At 43.8% G+C, this 13,781-nt stretch carries 12 protein-coding genes; 4 read left to right on the forward strand and 8 right to left on the reverse strand.

Annotation, left to right across the window (positions count from 1 at the left end):
• The first annotated feature begins 2 nt into the window (after positions 1-2).
• The 4 genes from VQ048_RS00525 (at position 3) to VQ048_RS00540 (ending at position 3,196) form a co-directional block, all read left to right on the forward strand.
• Positions 3-449 (forward strand): response regulator, encoded by a 447-nt coding sequence (locus tag VQ048_RS00525; protein WP_327609732.1) that lies wholly within the window; start codon positions 3-5, stop codon positions 447-449.
• 17 nt (positions 450-466) lie between these two features.
• Positions 467-2,671 carry an ATP-binding protein gene (locus VQ048_RS00530; protein WP_327609733.1) on the forward strand — a complete coding sequence of 735 codons (2,205 nt, stop codon included), beginning with the start codon at positions 467-469 and terminating at the stop codon, positions 2,669-2,671.
• Between the two features lie 110 nt (positions 2,672-2,781).
• Positions 2,782-2,943 carry a hypothetical protein gene (locus VQ048_RS00535; protein WP_327609734.1) on the forward strand — a complete coding sequence of 54 codons (162 nt, stop codon included), beginning with the start codon at positions 2,782-2,784 and terminating at the stop codon, positions 2,941-2,943.
• A 19-nt stretch (positions 2,944-2,962) separates the two neighbouring features.
• Entirely contained in the window at positions 2,963-3,196 is a 234-nt protein-coding gene (locus VQ048_RS00540; RefSeq protein WP_327609735.1) for a hypothetical protein, read from the forward strand.
• A 196-nt stretch (positions 3,197-3,392) separates the two neighbouring features.
• On the opposite strand, the gene VQ048_RS00545 is transcribed toward VQ048_RS00540, so the two are convergent.
• The 8 genes from VQ048_RS00545 to nuoK all read right to left on the reverse strand — a co-directional run bounded on the left by VQ048_RS00545 (position 3,393) and on the right by nuoK (position 13,778).
• Entirely contained in the window at positions 3,393-4,043 is a 651-nt protein-coding gene (locus VQ048_RS00545) for a permease-like cell division protein FtsX (protein WP_327609736.1), read from the reverse strand.
• A gap of 135 nt (positions 4,044-4,178) precedes the next feature.
• Complete coding sequence (gene recG, locus VQ048_RS00550; RefSeq protein WP_327609737.1) at positions 4,179-6,266, reverse strand: ATP-dependent DNA helicase RecG; 2,088 nt, start codon at positions 6,264-6,266, stop codon at positions 4,179-4,181.
• A gap of 101 nt (positions 6,267-6,367) precedes the next feature.
• Entirely contained in the window at positions 6,368-6,901 is a 534-nt protein-coding gene (locus VQ048_RS00555) for a thioredoxin family protein (RefSeq protein ID WP_327609738.1), read from the reverse strand.
• 22 nt (positions 6,902-6,923) lie between these two features.
• A complete protein-coding gene (locus tag VQ048_RS00560) occupies positions 6,924-8,420 on the reverse strand; it encodes a peptide MFS transporter (protein WP_327609739.1) in 1,497 nt (498 codons plus the stop codon).
• Positions 8,421-8,567: 147 nt separating this feature from the next.
• Positions 8,568-9,950 (reverse strand): NADH-quinone oxidoreductase subunit N, encoded by a 1,383-nt coding sequence (locus VQ048_RS00565; protein WP_327609740.1) that lies wholly within the window; start codon positions 9,948-9,950, stop codon positions 8,568-8,570.
• An 82-nt stretch (positions 9,951-10,032) separates the two neighbouring features.
• Positions 10,033-11,526, reverse strand: a complete 1,494-nt coding sequence (locus VQ048_RS00570; protein WP_327609741.1) for a complex I subunit 4 family protein — start codon at positions 11,524-11,526, stop codon at positions 10,033-10,035.
• A gap of 2 nt (positions 11,527-11,528) precedes the next feature.
• Complete coding sequence (gene nuoL, locus VQ048_RS00575) at positions 11,529-13,442, reverse strand: NADH-quinone oxidoreductase subunit L (RefSeq protein WP_327609742.1); 1,914 nt, start codon at positions 13,440-13,442, stop codon at positions 11,529-11,531.
• A gap of 6 nt (positions 13,443-13,448) precedes the next feature.
• Positions 13,449-13,778: an NADH-quinone oxidoreductase subunit NuoK gene (gene nuoK / locus VQ048_RS00580; RefSeq protein WP_327609743.1), complete on the reverse strand. Its 330-nt coding sequence runs from the start codon at positions 13,776-13,778 to the stop codon at positions 13,449-13,451.
• Between the last annotated feature and the right edge of the window lie 3 nt (positions 13,779-13,781).

Raw genomic sequence — 13,781 nt, forward strand, 5'->3', positions numbered from 1 at the left:
TTATGACAAAAGAATACACTTATATTATATTGGCGGATGATGATGAGGATGACCGTTTGTTTTTTACCGACGCTTTCGAGGAATTGAAAATTCATACCAAAATCCATACTTTTAAAGACGGGGAAGAGTTGATGACTTATTTGAACGACCCGGAATCCATGTTGCCGGAGATTCTTTTTTTGGATCTTAATATGCCTAAAAAGAACGGGATGGAATGCTTGGAAGAGATTCGATCGTCCGATCGATTTCGGGAAATGGCCGTTGCGATTTACTCTACTTCTTCCTCGGAGGAGCATATAGAGGAAACCTTTGTGAAGGGGGCTAATGTTTACATCCGCAAACCCAGCGACTTTGAGGATTTGAAGAAAGTACTTTCGGAAGTGGTTACCAGGAGTTGGCAGTATCAGACTTCGGGGATGAACAAGGATAATTTTTTGCTTCGGTTATAAGGGATAAGTCATAGGCGATGAAATATTTACCGGACCGTTCGACATTTTATCTGACGTTGATTTATGTGGTTGCTACGGCGCTCATATTTTTTCTTATGGGATTGACGTACAAGCATTTGGATCGTTTGAGCAATCACAACGACCGGGTGTACCATTCTTTTGATGTTTCTTTGGCTTTGGAAGGGCTTTATTCTGAAATTAAAAATATGGAAACCAGCCGGAGGGACTACATTGTAACGGGAGACCGAAGGGTGATAAAAGACCTGAAAACTTCGGAAGAAAAGGTTCGGGAAAGTTTGGGCCTTGTTGTTTTTTTGGTTCGGGATAATGCCGAGCAGTCGGCGTCGGCGGCTCGTTTGGGTAAACTTGTGGAGGAAAAACTCGAGTTGGTAAACACCTATATTGACGGCTCGGTCGATTATGCGGCGGATAAAGAGGCGACCATGCGATCGCTGATTTCGGGAGGCGATATTATGAAGTCCATTTCTTCAGAAATTGACGTCATGTTGGCCAAGGAAAAACGTTTGCTGGAGGAACGGAAGTCGAGATTTCTTTTTACACAGAAAGATACGCCCATTTATCTTTATGTGATTTCTCTTTTTTCATTGGGGCTTTTGTCGTTTGCTTTTTTTCAGACCAATAGGGATTTCCGTAGACAGCGGAAAGCGTCCCGAGCTTTGAAGTTGGCATTGGAAACGTCTAACCTTGCCCAAGAGGTCGGCGAATATGGCATTTGGACTTACGATTTGGAAGGTAAATCGTATGCTTTTTCGGAAAATCTTTACCGTTTGTTGGGGGTGAGTTCTCGCGATTCGGCTGCTTCATACGGGTATTTTTCGGAATTTGTCCATCCGGAGGATCGCACTCGGATTCATGAAAAGTTTCAAGAAATCCTAAGTTTGAAAAATGTTCCGCCTTTTAAATGCCGGATTATCCGAAAAGACGGTGTTTTGAGGCATTTTCAAGTGGTGGGATGTCGGGTGACTTTGCAGTCGGGAGAGCCTATCATCTTGGGGATAACCACGGACATTACCGAAGAAGTCGAAAAGGAATTAAAATTGGAAGGCGTGAACTGGCTTTTGAAGGAACGCAACGACAACCTCAGTATAGCCAGTGAAACCTATGACGAAGCCGAAAAAATAGGACAATTCGGTACCTGGCAGTGGTTTGTGGAGGACGATGCGTTTGCTTTTTCCGATAATTTGATTCGGCTTTACGGTTTGGAACCTCAGAACTTCCAGCATGATCTTGCCACTTTTCTGCCTTACGTTTATCCGGAAGATAAGGCTTTTGTGGACGAAAAAATCAAGCAGATGTATGCGGAGGAGGACATTGAACCTTTCACCCATCGTATCCTCCGTCGGGATGGAGAATTGAGGTATATTTCCATTAACAGCAAAAGAATTGACGGCAGAGAAAAAGGGCGGTATCTGCTCGTGATTGCTCGGGATGTTACCGCCGAATTTTTAGCCAAGGAAAATATCGAACAGAAGAATGCTATTCTGGAAGCGAATAACGAGGAATTGAAGGCTTTTAACTATGTTACCAGTCACGACCTTCAGGAGCCTTTGCGAAAAATAGAGACGTTTATTTCCCGATTGAAAGCCAAAGAATACGATAAATTATCGGAAACGGGGCAGCAATATATGGACCGTACGGCTGTTGCGGCGGGGAATATGCGGACGTTGATTGACGATTTGCTTCAGTTTTCTCGAACAACGCGTGCCGAACAGGTTTTTGAAACGAGTGATCTTAATGTTTTATTCTCTAATGCGACGGAAGAGTTGGCGCAGACGATTGAGGATAAAAAAGCAACGATTTCTTCGGATGAAATGCCGGTATTGGAGGTGGTTCCTTTTCAGATTCAGCAGCTTTTCATCAATTTACTTAGCAATTCGCTTAAATACGCCAAAGCGGAGACTCCACCTTGCATTGAGGTAAGGGTGGAAAAAGTGGATGCCTCGGAGGAGGAGCACCTCGCAAGCAAACCCCAATCTTGTTATTACAAGATGACGTTTCGGGACAACGGCATTGGCTTCGAGCAGAAATATGCCGACCGTATTTTTGCTTTGTTCAACCGCCTGCACGGAAAGCAAGAATATAAGGGGACGGGAATCGGTCTTGCAATTTGCAAGAAAATTGTGGATAATCACAACGGTTATATTTTTGCGGAGGGGTATCCGCAGGAAGGAGCGGTTTTTACGGTTTACCTTCCGGCTTAGAGTGGCTTTTTTTCGAATATGGTAATCGTGTAAAACAAAACCGGAAACTAATAATACACCAAAGGCGGTCAGTCTGTTATTTTGTAAGCAGCAGTTAAATAAAGGTGGAGATGACTAACTTACGGTATTGGTTTTCAGGATTTTTTTTGGCATTTTGGTTGGTGGCCTATATGATTCTTGATGCCGGTCAGTGGACGCATTTTTCTTTTTTGTTGGCTGTTGTTTTTTTCATGTGGGGCTTTGTGGCGGATTACCGTAAAAGCCGTAAATAGTTGATTAATTCATCGAAAAATGAGTAGTATTTTGGGACGGCGTTGGCTTTTTGTATTGTTTTTGGTTTTGGGGTTTCCGCTTAGGGCTTGGGCGGAGCATAGGGAAGGGCCTATCGGGTGCCGGCATGAGGTAGCAGCATCGTCGTCGCACTGGTTGTCTCAGCCTTTGGTTTGGGTGATTGGGGGACTTGTATTTATTCTTATCGGTCTACTTGTGGCAAGAAGTATGGATGGCGATGGCTATGAGAGATAGGTCGCTCTTTATTTAGGTCGGGTTTTCAAGGTAGAGAGGTAAAGTGGCAAATTTTCGGCAATAAAACTTTTTGGCTTTAGGCGGTCAAGCTATTAAGTGATCGAACTGATGATACCCTATTGAGATTCAACGGAGGATATCTTTCAACGAGAAATTTCGCATTATTGGAGTTACTGATGCCGATAAAGGCTTTGTTTTACGTTTTAATTTTCAGTGTTATTGATTTGATTTTTAGTTCATTGCTTTTAATGTCATCAATGGTGTAGGGGTATTTTTTCTTTAGAGATTCTATATTGATTTTGTTTTTTGTTGTAATTTCAAGGCTTGCAGGAAAGATGTTTTCTTCAAACAGTTCTGAATATTCTACACCGAGTAGATTTTTCGCTTCTTTGGAGGCCTCTTCCTTTGAGGTATAGGTTATTTTTTCAGGTTTAAATTGTAGTTCTAAGAATTTTTTTAAGTCATTTACTTCTTTTGTTTGGATGGAATCCTTGAGGTAGATTGTGTAGTTTTGGTGCTCCGGTTTAGGAAAGTTAATTTTGATAAAATAGGCAGAATTTTTTTTAAGGTTGAGGTTTTCTATCTCCAAATTGGATTTTAAATCTGCCAAACTGGTTTTTTCTTGGTGTAAAGGGGGATTATTTTTAAGTTCGTTTTTCTTTTCTGCCTCTTTTTCAATTTTTACTACCGATAGCTCCAGACTGTCTTGTGGGGTTAAAAGAACATCCGAATTTTCAAAGAGTATTTTTTGAAAATAATTTTTCTTTATTTCATTCCAATCGGCATTCTGAGCGTGCAAAAAGGCCGATAGAAACAAGGTTAAAAAGATTTTTAGGCGTTGTTTCATGGCATTGTGGTTTACTAAGATAAACTTATGTAAAAAAGATAGAATGGTAAAGTGGAAATGGTCAAAAGTTTTTTTTGTTATGGGGATGGCAGGGTTTGTTTCTTTTTTATTTCTTTAGATAACGGCGTTTAGCGTTTACGAAATTTTACTCCATTTGTTTTTACCGCGGTATTTTTGGGTGTAGAATGTCCGCATGGAAGCGTGTACGGGATGATTTAGAGCAGGGTCGTTGGCTAACAGTTTTTCCACGGCATTTTTGGTTATTTTTATGATTTTGCCGTCTTGGGCGAGATCCAACCTTTTAAAATCGACAACGCCGCTTTGCTGGGTTCCTAAGATGTCGCCTGGACCTCGAAGTTGCATATCGACTTCGGAGATTTTGAAGCCGTCGTTGGTTTCACACATGGTGCGGAGGCGTTTTCGGCTTTCGTTGGATAGTTTATCGGCACTCATTAGGATGCAGAAACTTTGTTCTGCTCCGCGTCCGACTCTCCCTCGGAGTTGATGAAGCTGCGAGAGTCCGAATCTTTCGGCACTTTCAATGACCATGACGGAGGCATTGGGGACGTTTACTCCGACTTCGATTACGGTGGTGGCCACCATGATTTGGGCTTGCCCTGAGGCGAAATAATCCATGGCGGCTTCTTTATCGGCTGGTGGCATTTTACCGTGCAGCATGGCGACGTTGTAGCCGTCGAAATGATGGGTGATGTGGTCGAATCCTTCCATGAGGTTTTTGTAGTCCAGCGATTCGCTTTCTTCTATCAGGGGGTAGACGAAATAAATTTGGCGCCCTTTTTTTAGTTCGTCTTTGCAGAATTGGTATACGGTGTTTCGGTCTTTTTCCTTCCGATGGGCGGTGATGATAGGTTTTCTTCCGACTGGTAATTCGTCAATCACGGACACGTCCAAATCGGAATAAAAGCTCATGGCTAACGTTCTGGGGATGGGAGTGGCGGTCATGATGAGGATGTGTGGCGGGATTTTGTTTTTGGCCCATAGTTTGGCTCTTTGGGCTACACCGAAGCGGTGCTGCTCGTCAATGATGGCCAGTCCGAGGTTTTTGAATTGTACGGTGTCTTCCAAGAGGGCGTGGGTGCCGACCAAGAGGGAGAGTTCTCCGCTGAGGAGCTCTTGGTGAATCATCTTTCGTTCGGCGGTTTTGGTGGATCCGGTTAGCAGGCGGACGGAAAGCCCCGTGTCTTTTAAAAGCTCGGTGATGCTGTTGAAGTGTTGCTGGGCCAAGATTTCGGTGGGAGCCATCAGACAGCTTTGGAAGTGGTTGTCCAAGGCTAAGAGCATGGAGAGTAGGGCGACCATGGTTTTTCCTGAGCCGACGTCCCCTTGCAAAAGGCGGTTCATTTGTATGGGGCGCTTCATGTCGGTGCGGATTTCTTTTAAAACCCTTTTTTGGGCATTGGTGAGGTTAAAGGGGAGATGGTTTTTATAGAAGTCGTTGAAATAATCGCCTACGGTAGGGAAGGGGTTACCGATGGCGTGGGATTGGTGGTGCTGTTTTTTTAGGGCGTAGCCTAATTGAAAAAAGAAGGCTTCCTCGAATTTTAGTCTTTGGTCGGCGTGGGTGTAGTGGCGGAGGTCTTTTGGAAAATGAATGTTGAAATAGGCTTGTTGCCGGGTCATCAACTTTAGCGATTGGATCAAGTATTCGGGGAGGTTTTCTTCCAAAAGTTTTGGGATTTCACTACAGAGGTTTCTTAGTAGGTTTTGAAAGAATTTTTGGCCGAGCCCTCGCTTGGTTAGTTTTTCGGAGCTGGGGTAGATGGGCTTTAGTCGGGATTCGATTTCTTTTTTTTCTTCCACTTCGATTTCGGGGTGCGGCATGGAAAACTGTTGATTGAAGCGGTTGATTTTCCCGAAAATGTAAACTTCTTTTTGCAGTGGAAGTTGTTCTTTCATCCAATTGGAATACTGAAACCAAACCAACTCCATCAGACCGGTGCCGTCATGGAATTTGGCGGAAAGTCTTTTGCCTTTTCCGCTTCCGATTTCTTTCAGGTCGGAGATGATGCCTTTGAGTTGGACTTCTAAATTTTCGTCTTCTTTTAGTTGGTTGATTTTATAGACTTTAGATTTGTCCAAATAGCGTAAGGGGTAGAAGTTTAATAAGTCTTCTACGGTGGCGATTTCCAAGACTTTTTTCAGGAGTTTTGCCCGTTCCGGGCCGACGCCTTTAAGGTATTCTATGGGGGTGTCTAAGGTCAAAATCGAAAATTTGTTGAAAGGAAACCCGAAATTTCGGAAAAAAAACGAAAACCCAAAAATTTTTTGACTGCTTTTGGGGAGGTTTGGGAGTCAGAGGGTTTTTAATCTTTGATTTTCGATTTGAATTTCTTCTGATAACTTTCCCATTGTTCGCGGGTTTGGATTTTTTTGTAAAGGTCTTTGGCGAAAAAGGGAATATAGGGTTCCAGTTCTTTGGCGGTTAAGGCGCCTTGGAGGAGGGTTATGGGCATGCTTTGCTCGTCTAAGAAGACAATGCTGGGAACGGCGTTAACATTAAGGAAACGAGTAAAATCGTGCATGCCTTTGGTTCCTTTTTTATTTTTTTCGCTATTGCCAAAGGATTTTCCGAAAAGTTGGAAGGTTTTATCGCCGTGGGCATCGAATTTTACGGCGTAGTAATGTTCGTTGAGGTATTCGGCGATAACGGGGTGGTTATAGGTGTACAGCTCCATGGTTTTGCAAGGGGCACAGCGTTCGGAATAAAAATCGATGAGAATTTTTTTCGGCTCTTGTTCTTGAGCCTTCAGGGCTTGTTCAATGCTCATCCATTTCACCTGGGCAAAACAGAAAATAGTAAACGATAAGGCAAACAAGGCGGATATCCTTTTTATCATAGCGGAACGTTCGTTTTGTGGATTATTTTACATCCGGCATTAATTTTTTTATTAGAGGAGCTATCAAAATTAATACCACTCCGCAAACGATGGCGTAAACCGCGAATTGGTGGTAGCCTTCGGTGTAGAGGGTTATTTTCTCTAACGGGGTATTTTCGCTGCTTGGAGAGATGCTGGCACCGAAAAGGCCGGCAACGTATTGCCCATAGGCAGAGGCCAAAAACCACATCCCCATCATAAAGCCTTGCAGACGATAGGGGGCGAGTTTGGTCATTAGCGACAGTCCGATTGGGGAGAGAAAAAGTTCGGCGAAAGTAACGATTAAATACCCTAAAGCGAAGAGGTTGAGCGATCCCACTCCTTCAGCATTTGCAGAAAACCGTATGGAGTAGAAGGTATAAAAGGCGAGGCCTAGAAGGAGAAATCCGATTCCGAATTTCACCACCGAATTGGGGTCGAGTTTTCTTTTGGCCAGTTGGATGAAGAAAATACCGGCAACAGGAGCAAAGAGAATCACAAATAGGGCATTCAGGGAGTTGTTTACAGCATTGGGATCCACAGTCAGCCCGAAAAGATTGGGATGGAGGTGTTCGGCGGCAAAGAGGCTCAGAGAGCCGCCGGCTTGTTCGAAAATCGCCCAAAAAACCACAGAAAAGAGGATGAATAAAAGGGCGGCGGTGAGTTTTTTATTTTCGAGGGCGGTGTTTTTCCGCATTTCGAAAAAGAGGTAAAGCAGACTGAAAGGGCCGATGACGGCCATGAACCAATCGGTGTATTGGGTGTTAGACACCATGATGCGGATGAGAGGAATGGCGGCTAACGCTCCGATATATACGGCGTATGTCTTTAGTTTGTTTTTGGGAGTGGCTTCCAAAGGAAAACGGCCGATAGGCCCCAATTTCTTTCGGGTAAAACTGAAATTAATCAGGCTGATGATCATTACAATGGCGGCTATGCCAAAAGCAACATTCCATCTCAGGGGTTCGGGAACCCAATCTTGAAAAAGGGTTCCTTTTCCGATGGCGATGACGAATCCACCGAGGAATGCACCGATATTAATCCCCGAATAGAAAAGGAGAAATCCAGCGTCGCGCCGTGCGTCGTCGTTTTTATAGAGTTGGCCTACCATGGAGGAAATGTTTGGTTTGAAGAAACCCGTTCCTACGATGTTGAATCCGATTCCCCAAAAAAACAGTTCATGGGGATTGACGGCCAGAAGAATACTTCCGATAATCATAAGCAATCCGCCCCAAAACAGCGAACGTTGAAACCCCAATATCTTGTCGGCAAATAGACCGCCAATGAAGGTGAAAGCGTACACGAAAGCTTGGGTTGCTCCGTACTGGAGCTGAGCGGTTTCCTTATCCATGAAAAGGTGGTAGACCATGAAATAGGTTAGCATTCCGCGCATGGCGTAGAAGCAGAACCTTTCCCACATTTCCGAAAAAAAGAGTCCCCAAAGGGCCTTAGGGTAAGTGCCTTTAAAATTCTGAATTTGTTGAAGGGTAGGTTGTTCCATCGGAATCGAATTTTGATGTTGCGAAGGTATGAAATAAGTTTTTCGGAAAATTCATCGAGAGTAAAATTTCGCTAAGAGCGAAAAGAAAAAAGACCAAAATCAATCCGTTGGGAAATCTTTTGGTCTTTAGTTTTTTAGGTCTATTTATTAATTGCATTGAAACCAAACCGAAAACAAGTCCGGGAATAATCCTAAAGCCACGAGAGCAAGAAGGAGGACAACGGAAACAATGTTATAGGTTATCGATACTTTTTCGGAGGTTTTAAAGCTGCTTTCTTTGAAAAAGAACATGGCAATAATCAATCGAAGGTAGTAGGCGATGGATACGGCCGAACCCAAGATGGCTACAAGAACCAAAAAGGCAGCTCCGTTGATGGCTTGGGAGAATAAAGAAAATTTTCCCATAAAACCTGCCGTTAAAGGAATACCTGCCATTGAAAGCATAGATACGGCTGCGGCAGTAGCCAATAGCGGCTCAGTTTTAGCCAAACCTTTGAAAGCGGTATAAGAGGTTTCTCTTTTCAATTTTTCCACCCAAATAAGACTCATGAATACACCTACGGTAGAAAGAGAGTAAGCGAAGAGATAAAAAGCCAAGTGATAAGTGGAAAGACTGTTGATTCCGAAGAAAATAAGCCCTAAATATCCTGCATGCGATACCGAAGAATAAGCGAGCATTCTTTTGGCGTTGGTTTGAGCCAATCCCATGACGTTAGCCAAAAGTAAGGTAATGATAACCATGACGCCCAAGATACTGAACCATTCTTGGTAAACACCGATGAAGCCGATGGTCATTAATCTGAAGAAGGCATAAAAACCGGCTATTTTAACGACGCTGGCCATGAAAGCTGTAATCAGTGAAGGGGCTCCTTGGTAAACGTCAGGGCTCCACATATGGAAAGGGGCTAAAGCGACTTTGAATCCCATGGCGACAATCAGGAGTATTACCCCTAGGATTAGCATGGGGTTTGATGAATTAGCCAAAGCATAGGCATGGATTTGATACAAATCAAAAGTTCCTGCCGCTCCGTAAGTCAACGCGATACCGAACAAAAGAAATCCGGTTGCAAAACACCCCATCAGAAAATACTTCAGGGAGGCTTCGTTGGAACGAAGGTCGGTTTTCGCAGCTCCTGCCATCACGTAAAGAGGGATGGACAATATTTCGATACCGAGGAATAAAGTGACTAAATTTTTATAGCCGAACAGAACGATGGCACCGGTAAGAGCCAGTAACATCAGGGCGTAGAGCTCGGATTGATGGCTGCGGTGGTTGTTTAGTGCAAAACCACCGATAAAAAAGATCAACAGGGTGATGACTAGAGCCATTTTAGTGAAAAGAGCCGTATTTGCACTGTATTCGAACATGGGTTTGTACTGTTCGAAAAATGCAGCTTCGGGCATGAACGAAATCCCCAGTGAGATCAAAAGTCCTGCGATACCGATGTATCTTGCTAATTTTCCTTGGTTGAATACCCCGGAAAATAGAGCGGCAATAGCGGTGATAAAGACGATAATTAAAACACTCATTAGTTTAGATTTGAGATTTGGGATAAGGCAATGTATTGCTTTTTAATCCTTTATTTCTTACTTTTTTATACGATTTTGGAGGTTAGTTTAGCATGGCTTTGTAAATAAACTCCAAGGAACTGCTTACCATTCCGATAATCGGCTGTGGGAAGATTCCGAAGAATAAGACAACGCCTGCAATGACGGCCAAGACCAAAAATTCCGAAGAAGAAAGATCTTTGGCTTCGGCCAGCACGTCGTCGTTACCGGCATTAAACATGGTTCTTCCATAGAAACGAAGCAGGTAGCCTGCTGCCAGTATAATGCTTACTCCGGCAATGATGGCTGCTAAAGCGTTGTAATCAAAAACCGATTTTAACAGAATGAATTCTCCTATAAATCCATTGGTTAGAGGGACGCCTAAAGAGCCCAACAAAATAACTAAGAATAAAACGGCGAATTTAGGAGCAACTCTTGCCAGTCCGCCCATTTGGTTAAGATCTCTTGTGCCAAATCTTCTGGACAGAATATCCGCACAATAGAATAATCCAACGACGTTAAATCCGTGGGCAAATGCTTGGACTAAAGCACCTTCTCCGCCTTCGATGGTAAAGGTGCCATTGAGGACGAGCATTGCCGAAGCAAATATTCCGGCTACCATAAGCCCGACGTGAGAGAAAGACGAATAGGCCAAAATTCGCTTGACATCGTTTTGAATCAAGGCGATTAATGCCCCATGGAGCACTCCGATGATGGCCAGTACGATCACGATGAATCCGGAAATTCCGGCAATAGCATCGGGAACTACGGGCAAGAGGTAACGCAAAACACCGTATACTGCCATCTTCAACATGATTCCGGCTAAAAGCATGGTCCCTTGTGTTGGAGAGTAGGTATAGGTGTCGGGTTGCCATGTGTGGAAAGGAAAAACCGGCAACTTAACTGCAAACGCAAAGAAAATAAACCAAAAAACAACGGTTTGCTGGTTAAGGTTTAGGTGAGCGTTATACATATCCGTTACGGCAAACGACGGGGCGTACTGGTAGACGTAAACGAAGGCTCCCAGCATAAAGAGTGAACCCACAAAAGTGTAAACGAAAAACTTGGTGGTAAATTCGAATCTTTTGTTTTCTTGACCCCAAAGTCCAGCGATAAACCATATCGGGATAAGGGTTACTTCCCAAAAAATGTAGAACAAAAGCCCGTCCAACGCAGTGAAAACCCCTACCAAACCAAATTGCATTAAAAGCACTAAGGCATAGAATGAATTGCGGTAGGACGAAGCCGCTTTGCAAGACGAAACAATAATCAGGGGAACCAAAGCATTGGTAAGCAGAAGCATGAGCATCCCCATTCCGTCCACGCCGAAATGCAGGGTGCTTTTAACGGACTTTAGCCAAGGGTAGTTGATTTCGTGCTGCAGAACGCTGTCTACGGTGAGTTTGCTATCAAAATCACACAACATGGAAACCGTAACCAGCATTTGAACCAAAGCCAACCCCAAAGCAAGAAACTTGCCTGCCTGGCCTCTGTATGCAAAGAGTAATCCCGAACCTACGAGAGGTAAAAGTAATAATGTTAATAATTGATAAGACATTATTATTGTAATATAAAGTTAACAATCAATATAATTCCTACGGCCAATGACATGATGAGAACATAGGTCTCTACGTTACCGTTTTGAAGTCTTTTCATGCTTCTTCCACTGTCTTCGGCGCCTTCTCCTACAAAGTTCACGACTTTGTCCAAGAGGTTGTTGTCGAACATTTTACCGGCTTTTCCAAGGCCTTCGGCTGTTTTCACAAACAAGACGTTGTAAATTTCGTCAATGTACAATTTCTTGGCGGAGAGTTTTTCCCATCCGGTGTATTGCTCTTCGGGCAGGGCTTGTTTGCCTTTGCCGGCGTAGAGGCTCTTTACCATAAACCATACGACGAAGAACATGGCGATAGTCACTCCTAGGAGGACGTATTCGGTGGTGGGACTTACCCCGGCGATGTTAGCCTCCATTTGGCTAAAGCTTTTTTCACTTAGCACGGGTCTTAACCATTCGTTTAGTTTGGCATAATGGCCGTGACCGATAAAGTGGGGCAGATTGATAAAACCGCCTACTACGGAAAGAAAGGCCAATACCATCAAAGGAACAGTCATATTGGAAGGGCTTTCGTGAAGGTGGTCGGCTTGCTCTTGACTGCCGCGGAATTTGCCGTGGAATGTCAGGTAATAAAGCCTGAACATATAGGTAGCGGTCATGGCAGCGATTAGGAACAAAATCCCCCAAAATACCGGACTTTTAGCATAGGCGTGCACGAGAATTTCGTCTTTGGAAATCATTCCGGAAAATAAAGGCATTCCCGCAATGGCGAATGTTCCGATAAGGAAAGTGAGGTGGGTAATTTTTATTTTGTCTTTTAGTCCGCCCATGTAGCGCATATCTTGTTCTCCGCTCATGGCATGAATTACCGATCCGGAGCCAAGGAACAACAAGGCCTTAAAGAAGGCATGGGTCATTAGGTGGAACATGGCAGCCGTATAAGCACCAACACCTAAGGCTACGAACATAAAGCCCAACTGAGATACGGTCGAGTAGGCCAGTACCTTTTTTATGTCATTTTGCCTCAAGGCATAGAAAGCGGCCAACAAAGCGGTTAGAAGACCGATTAAAAGAATACCGTCCTGAACGCTAGGAGCCAACGTGTATAAGAAATTAGAACGCACAACGAGGTAAATCCCTGCGGTTACCATGGTAGCGGCGTGGATGAGTGCCGATACCGGGGTAGGACCTGCCATGGCATCAGGCAGCCAGGTGTATAACGGAACTTGGGCTGACTTTCCTACGGCTCCGATGAAAAGGGAGGCACAGATGATAATGATTAAATTATCGTCCATACCAAACGACGAAGCATTTTCGGCGACGGACAGATAGTCTACGGCATTGAAATGAGCCGCAATGGTAAAAATACCAATCAAAAGACCTAAATCCCCTATACGGTTCATGATGAAAGCTTTGCGAGCAGCTTTTCCGTATTCTTTGTTTTTGTACCAAAAACCGATTAGCAAATAGGAGCATAGTCCTACACCTTCCCACCCGATGAAAAGAATCAGGTAGTTGCTTCCCATAACCAAAAGAAGCATGGAAAATACAAAGAGGTTAAGGTAGGCAAAAAATCGGTGAAACCCTTTATCATGGTGCATGTATCCGATGGAGTAAAGGTGGATTAGCGAACCAATCCCGGTGATGATCATAACCATCATAAGGGAAAGTTGGTCGATTTGGAATGCGAAATTTACCTGCATTCCGTTAACACGGAACCATTCGAATGCTTTTACGATAAGGGGCTGTGATTGGCTATTGAACTGAAAAAACAGATAAACCGCAATACTAAAAGCAGAAAATACCGCCAAAGAAGCGATGGCTCCTACGAGGTTTTTGGGCAGTTGTTTCCCAAAGATCCCCGTGATTAGAAACCCGACCAGCGGTAACAATACGATTGCAAAAATTAAATTCTCCATACCTTCTTATCCTCTTAGTTTGTTAAATATACTCACATCCACAGACTTGGTATTGCGATACATCATGGCGATAATGGCCAATCCTACGGCTACTTCGGCGGCGGCTACTACCATGATAAAGAACACGAGAATCTGTCCGTGGGCATCGCCGGAATAGCTTGAAAAAACAGCGAGTAGGAGATTGACGGAATTCAACATGAGTTCCACACAACCCAAAATGATGATGGCGTTTTTACGTAGCAGTACGCCTAGCACACCGAGGCTGAAGAGTACGGTGCAAAGTACGATAAAGTAGCTCTGCGGTACGCTTTGTATAAATGTATTTACTTCTCCCATAAT

Origin of the sequence: Bergeyella anatis (assembly GCF_036016955.1) — a bacterium.
GTDB lineage: Bacteria > Bacteroidota > Bacteroidia > Flavobacteriales > Weeksellaceae > JAYWXI01.

Excerpts from the sequence above, each read along its gene's own strand:
- VQ048_RS00525 (WP_327609732.1), top strand. The coding sequence starts at position 3 with ATGACAAAAGAATACACTTATATTATATTGGCGGATGATGATGAGGAT.
- VQ048_RS00530 (WP_327609733.1), top strand. The coding sequence starts at position 467 with ATGAAATATTTACCGGACCGTTCGACATTTTATCTGACGTTGATTTAT.
- VQ048_RS00535 (WP_327609734.1), top strand. The coding sequence starts at position 2,782 with ATGACTAACTTACGGTATTGGTTTTCAGGATTTTTTTTGGCATTTTGG.
- VQ048_RS00540 (WP_327609735.1), top strand. The coding sequence starts at position 2,963 with ATGAGTAGTATTTTGGGACGGCGTTGGCTTTTTGTATTGTTTTTGGTT.
- VQ048_RS00545 (WP_327609736.1), bottom strand. The coding sequence starts at position 4,043 with ATGAAACAACGCCTAAAAATCTTTTTAACCTTGTTTCTATCGGCCTTT.
- VQ048_RS00555 (WP_327609738.1), bottom strand. The coding sequence starts at position 6,901 with ATGATAAAAAGGATATCCGCCTTGTTTGCCTTATCGTTTACTATTTTC.
- VQ048_RS00560 (WP_327609739.1), bottom strand. The coding sequence starts at position 8,420 with ATGGAACAACCTACCCTTCAACAAATTCAGAATTTTAAAGGCACTTAC.
- VQ048_RS00565 (WP_327609740.1), bottom strand. The coding sequence starts at position 9,950 with ATGAGTGTTTTAATTATCGTCTTTATCACCGCTATTGCCGCTCTATTT.
- VQ048_RS00570 (WP_327609741.1), bottom strand. The coding sequence starts at position 11,526 with ATGTCTTATCAATTATTAACATTATTACTTTTACCTCTCGTAGGTTCG.
- nuoL (WP_327609742.1), bottom strand. The coding sequence starts at position 13,442 with ATGGAGAATTTAATTTTTGCAATCGTATTGTTACCGCTGGTCGGGTTT.
- nuoK (WP_327609743.1), bottom strand. The coding sequence starts at position 13,778 with ATGGGAGAAGTAAATACATTTATACAAAGCGTACCGCAGAGCTACTTT.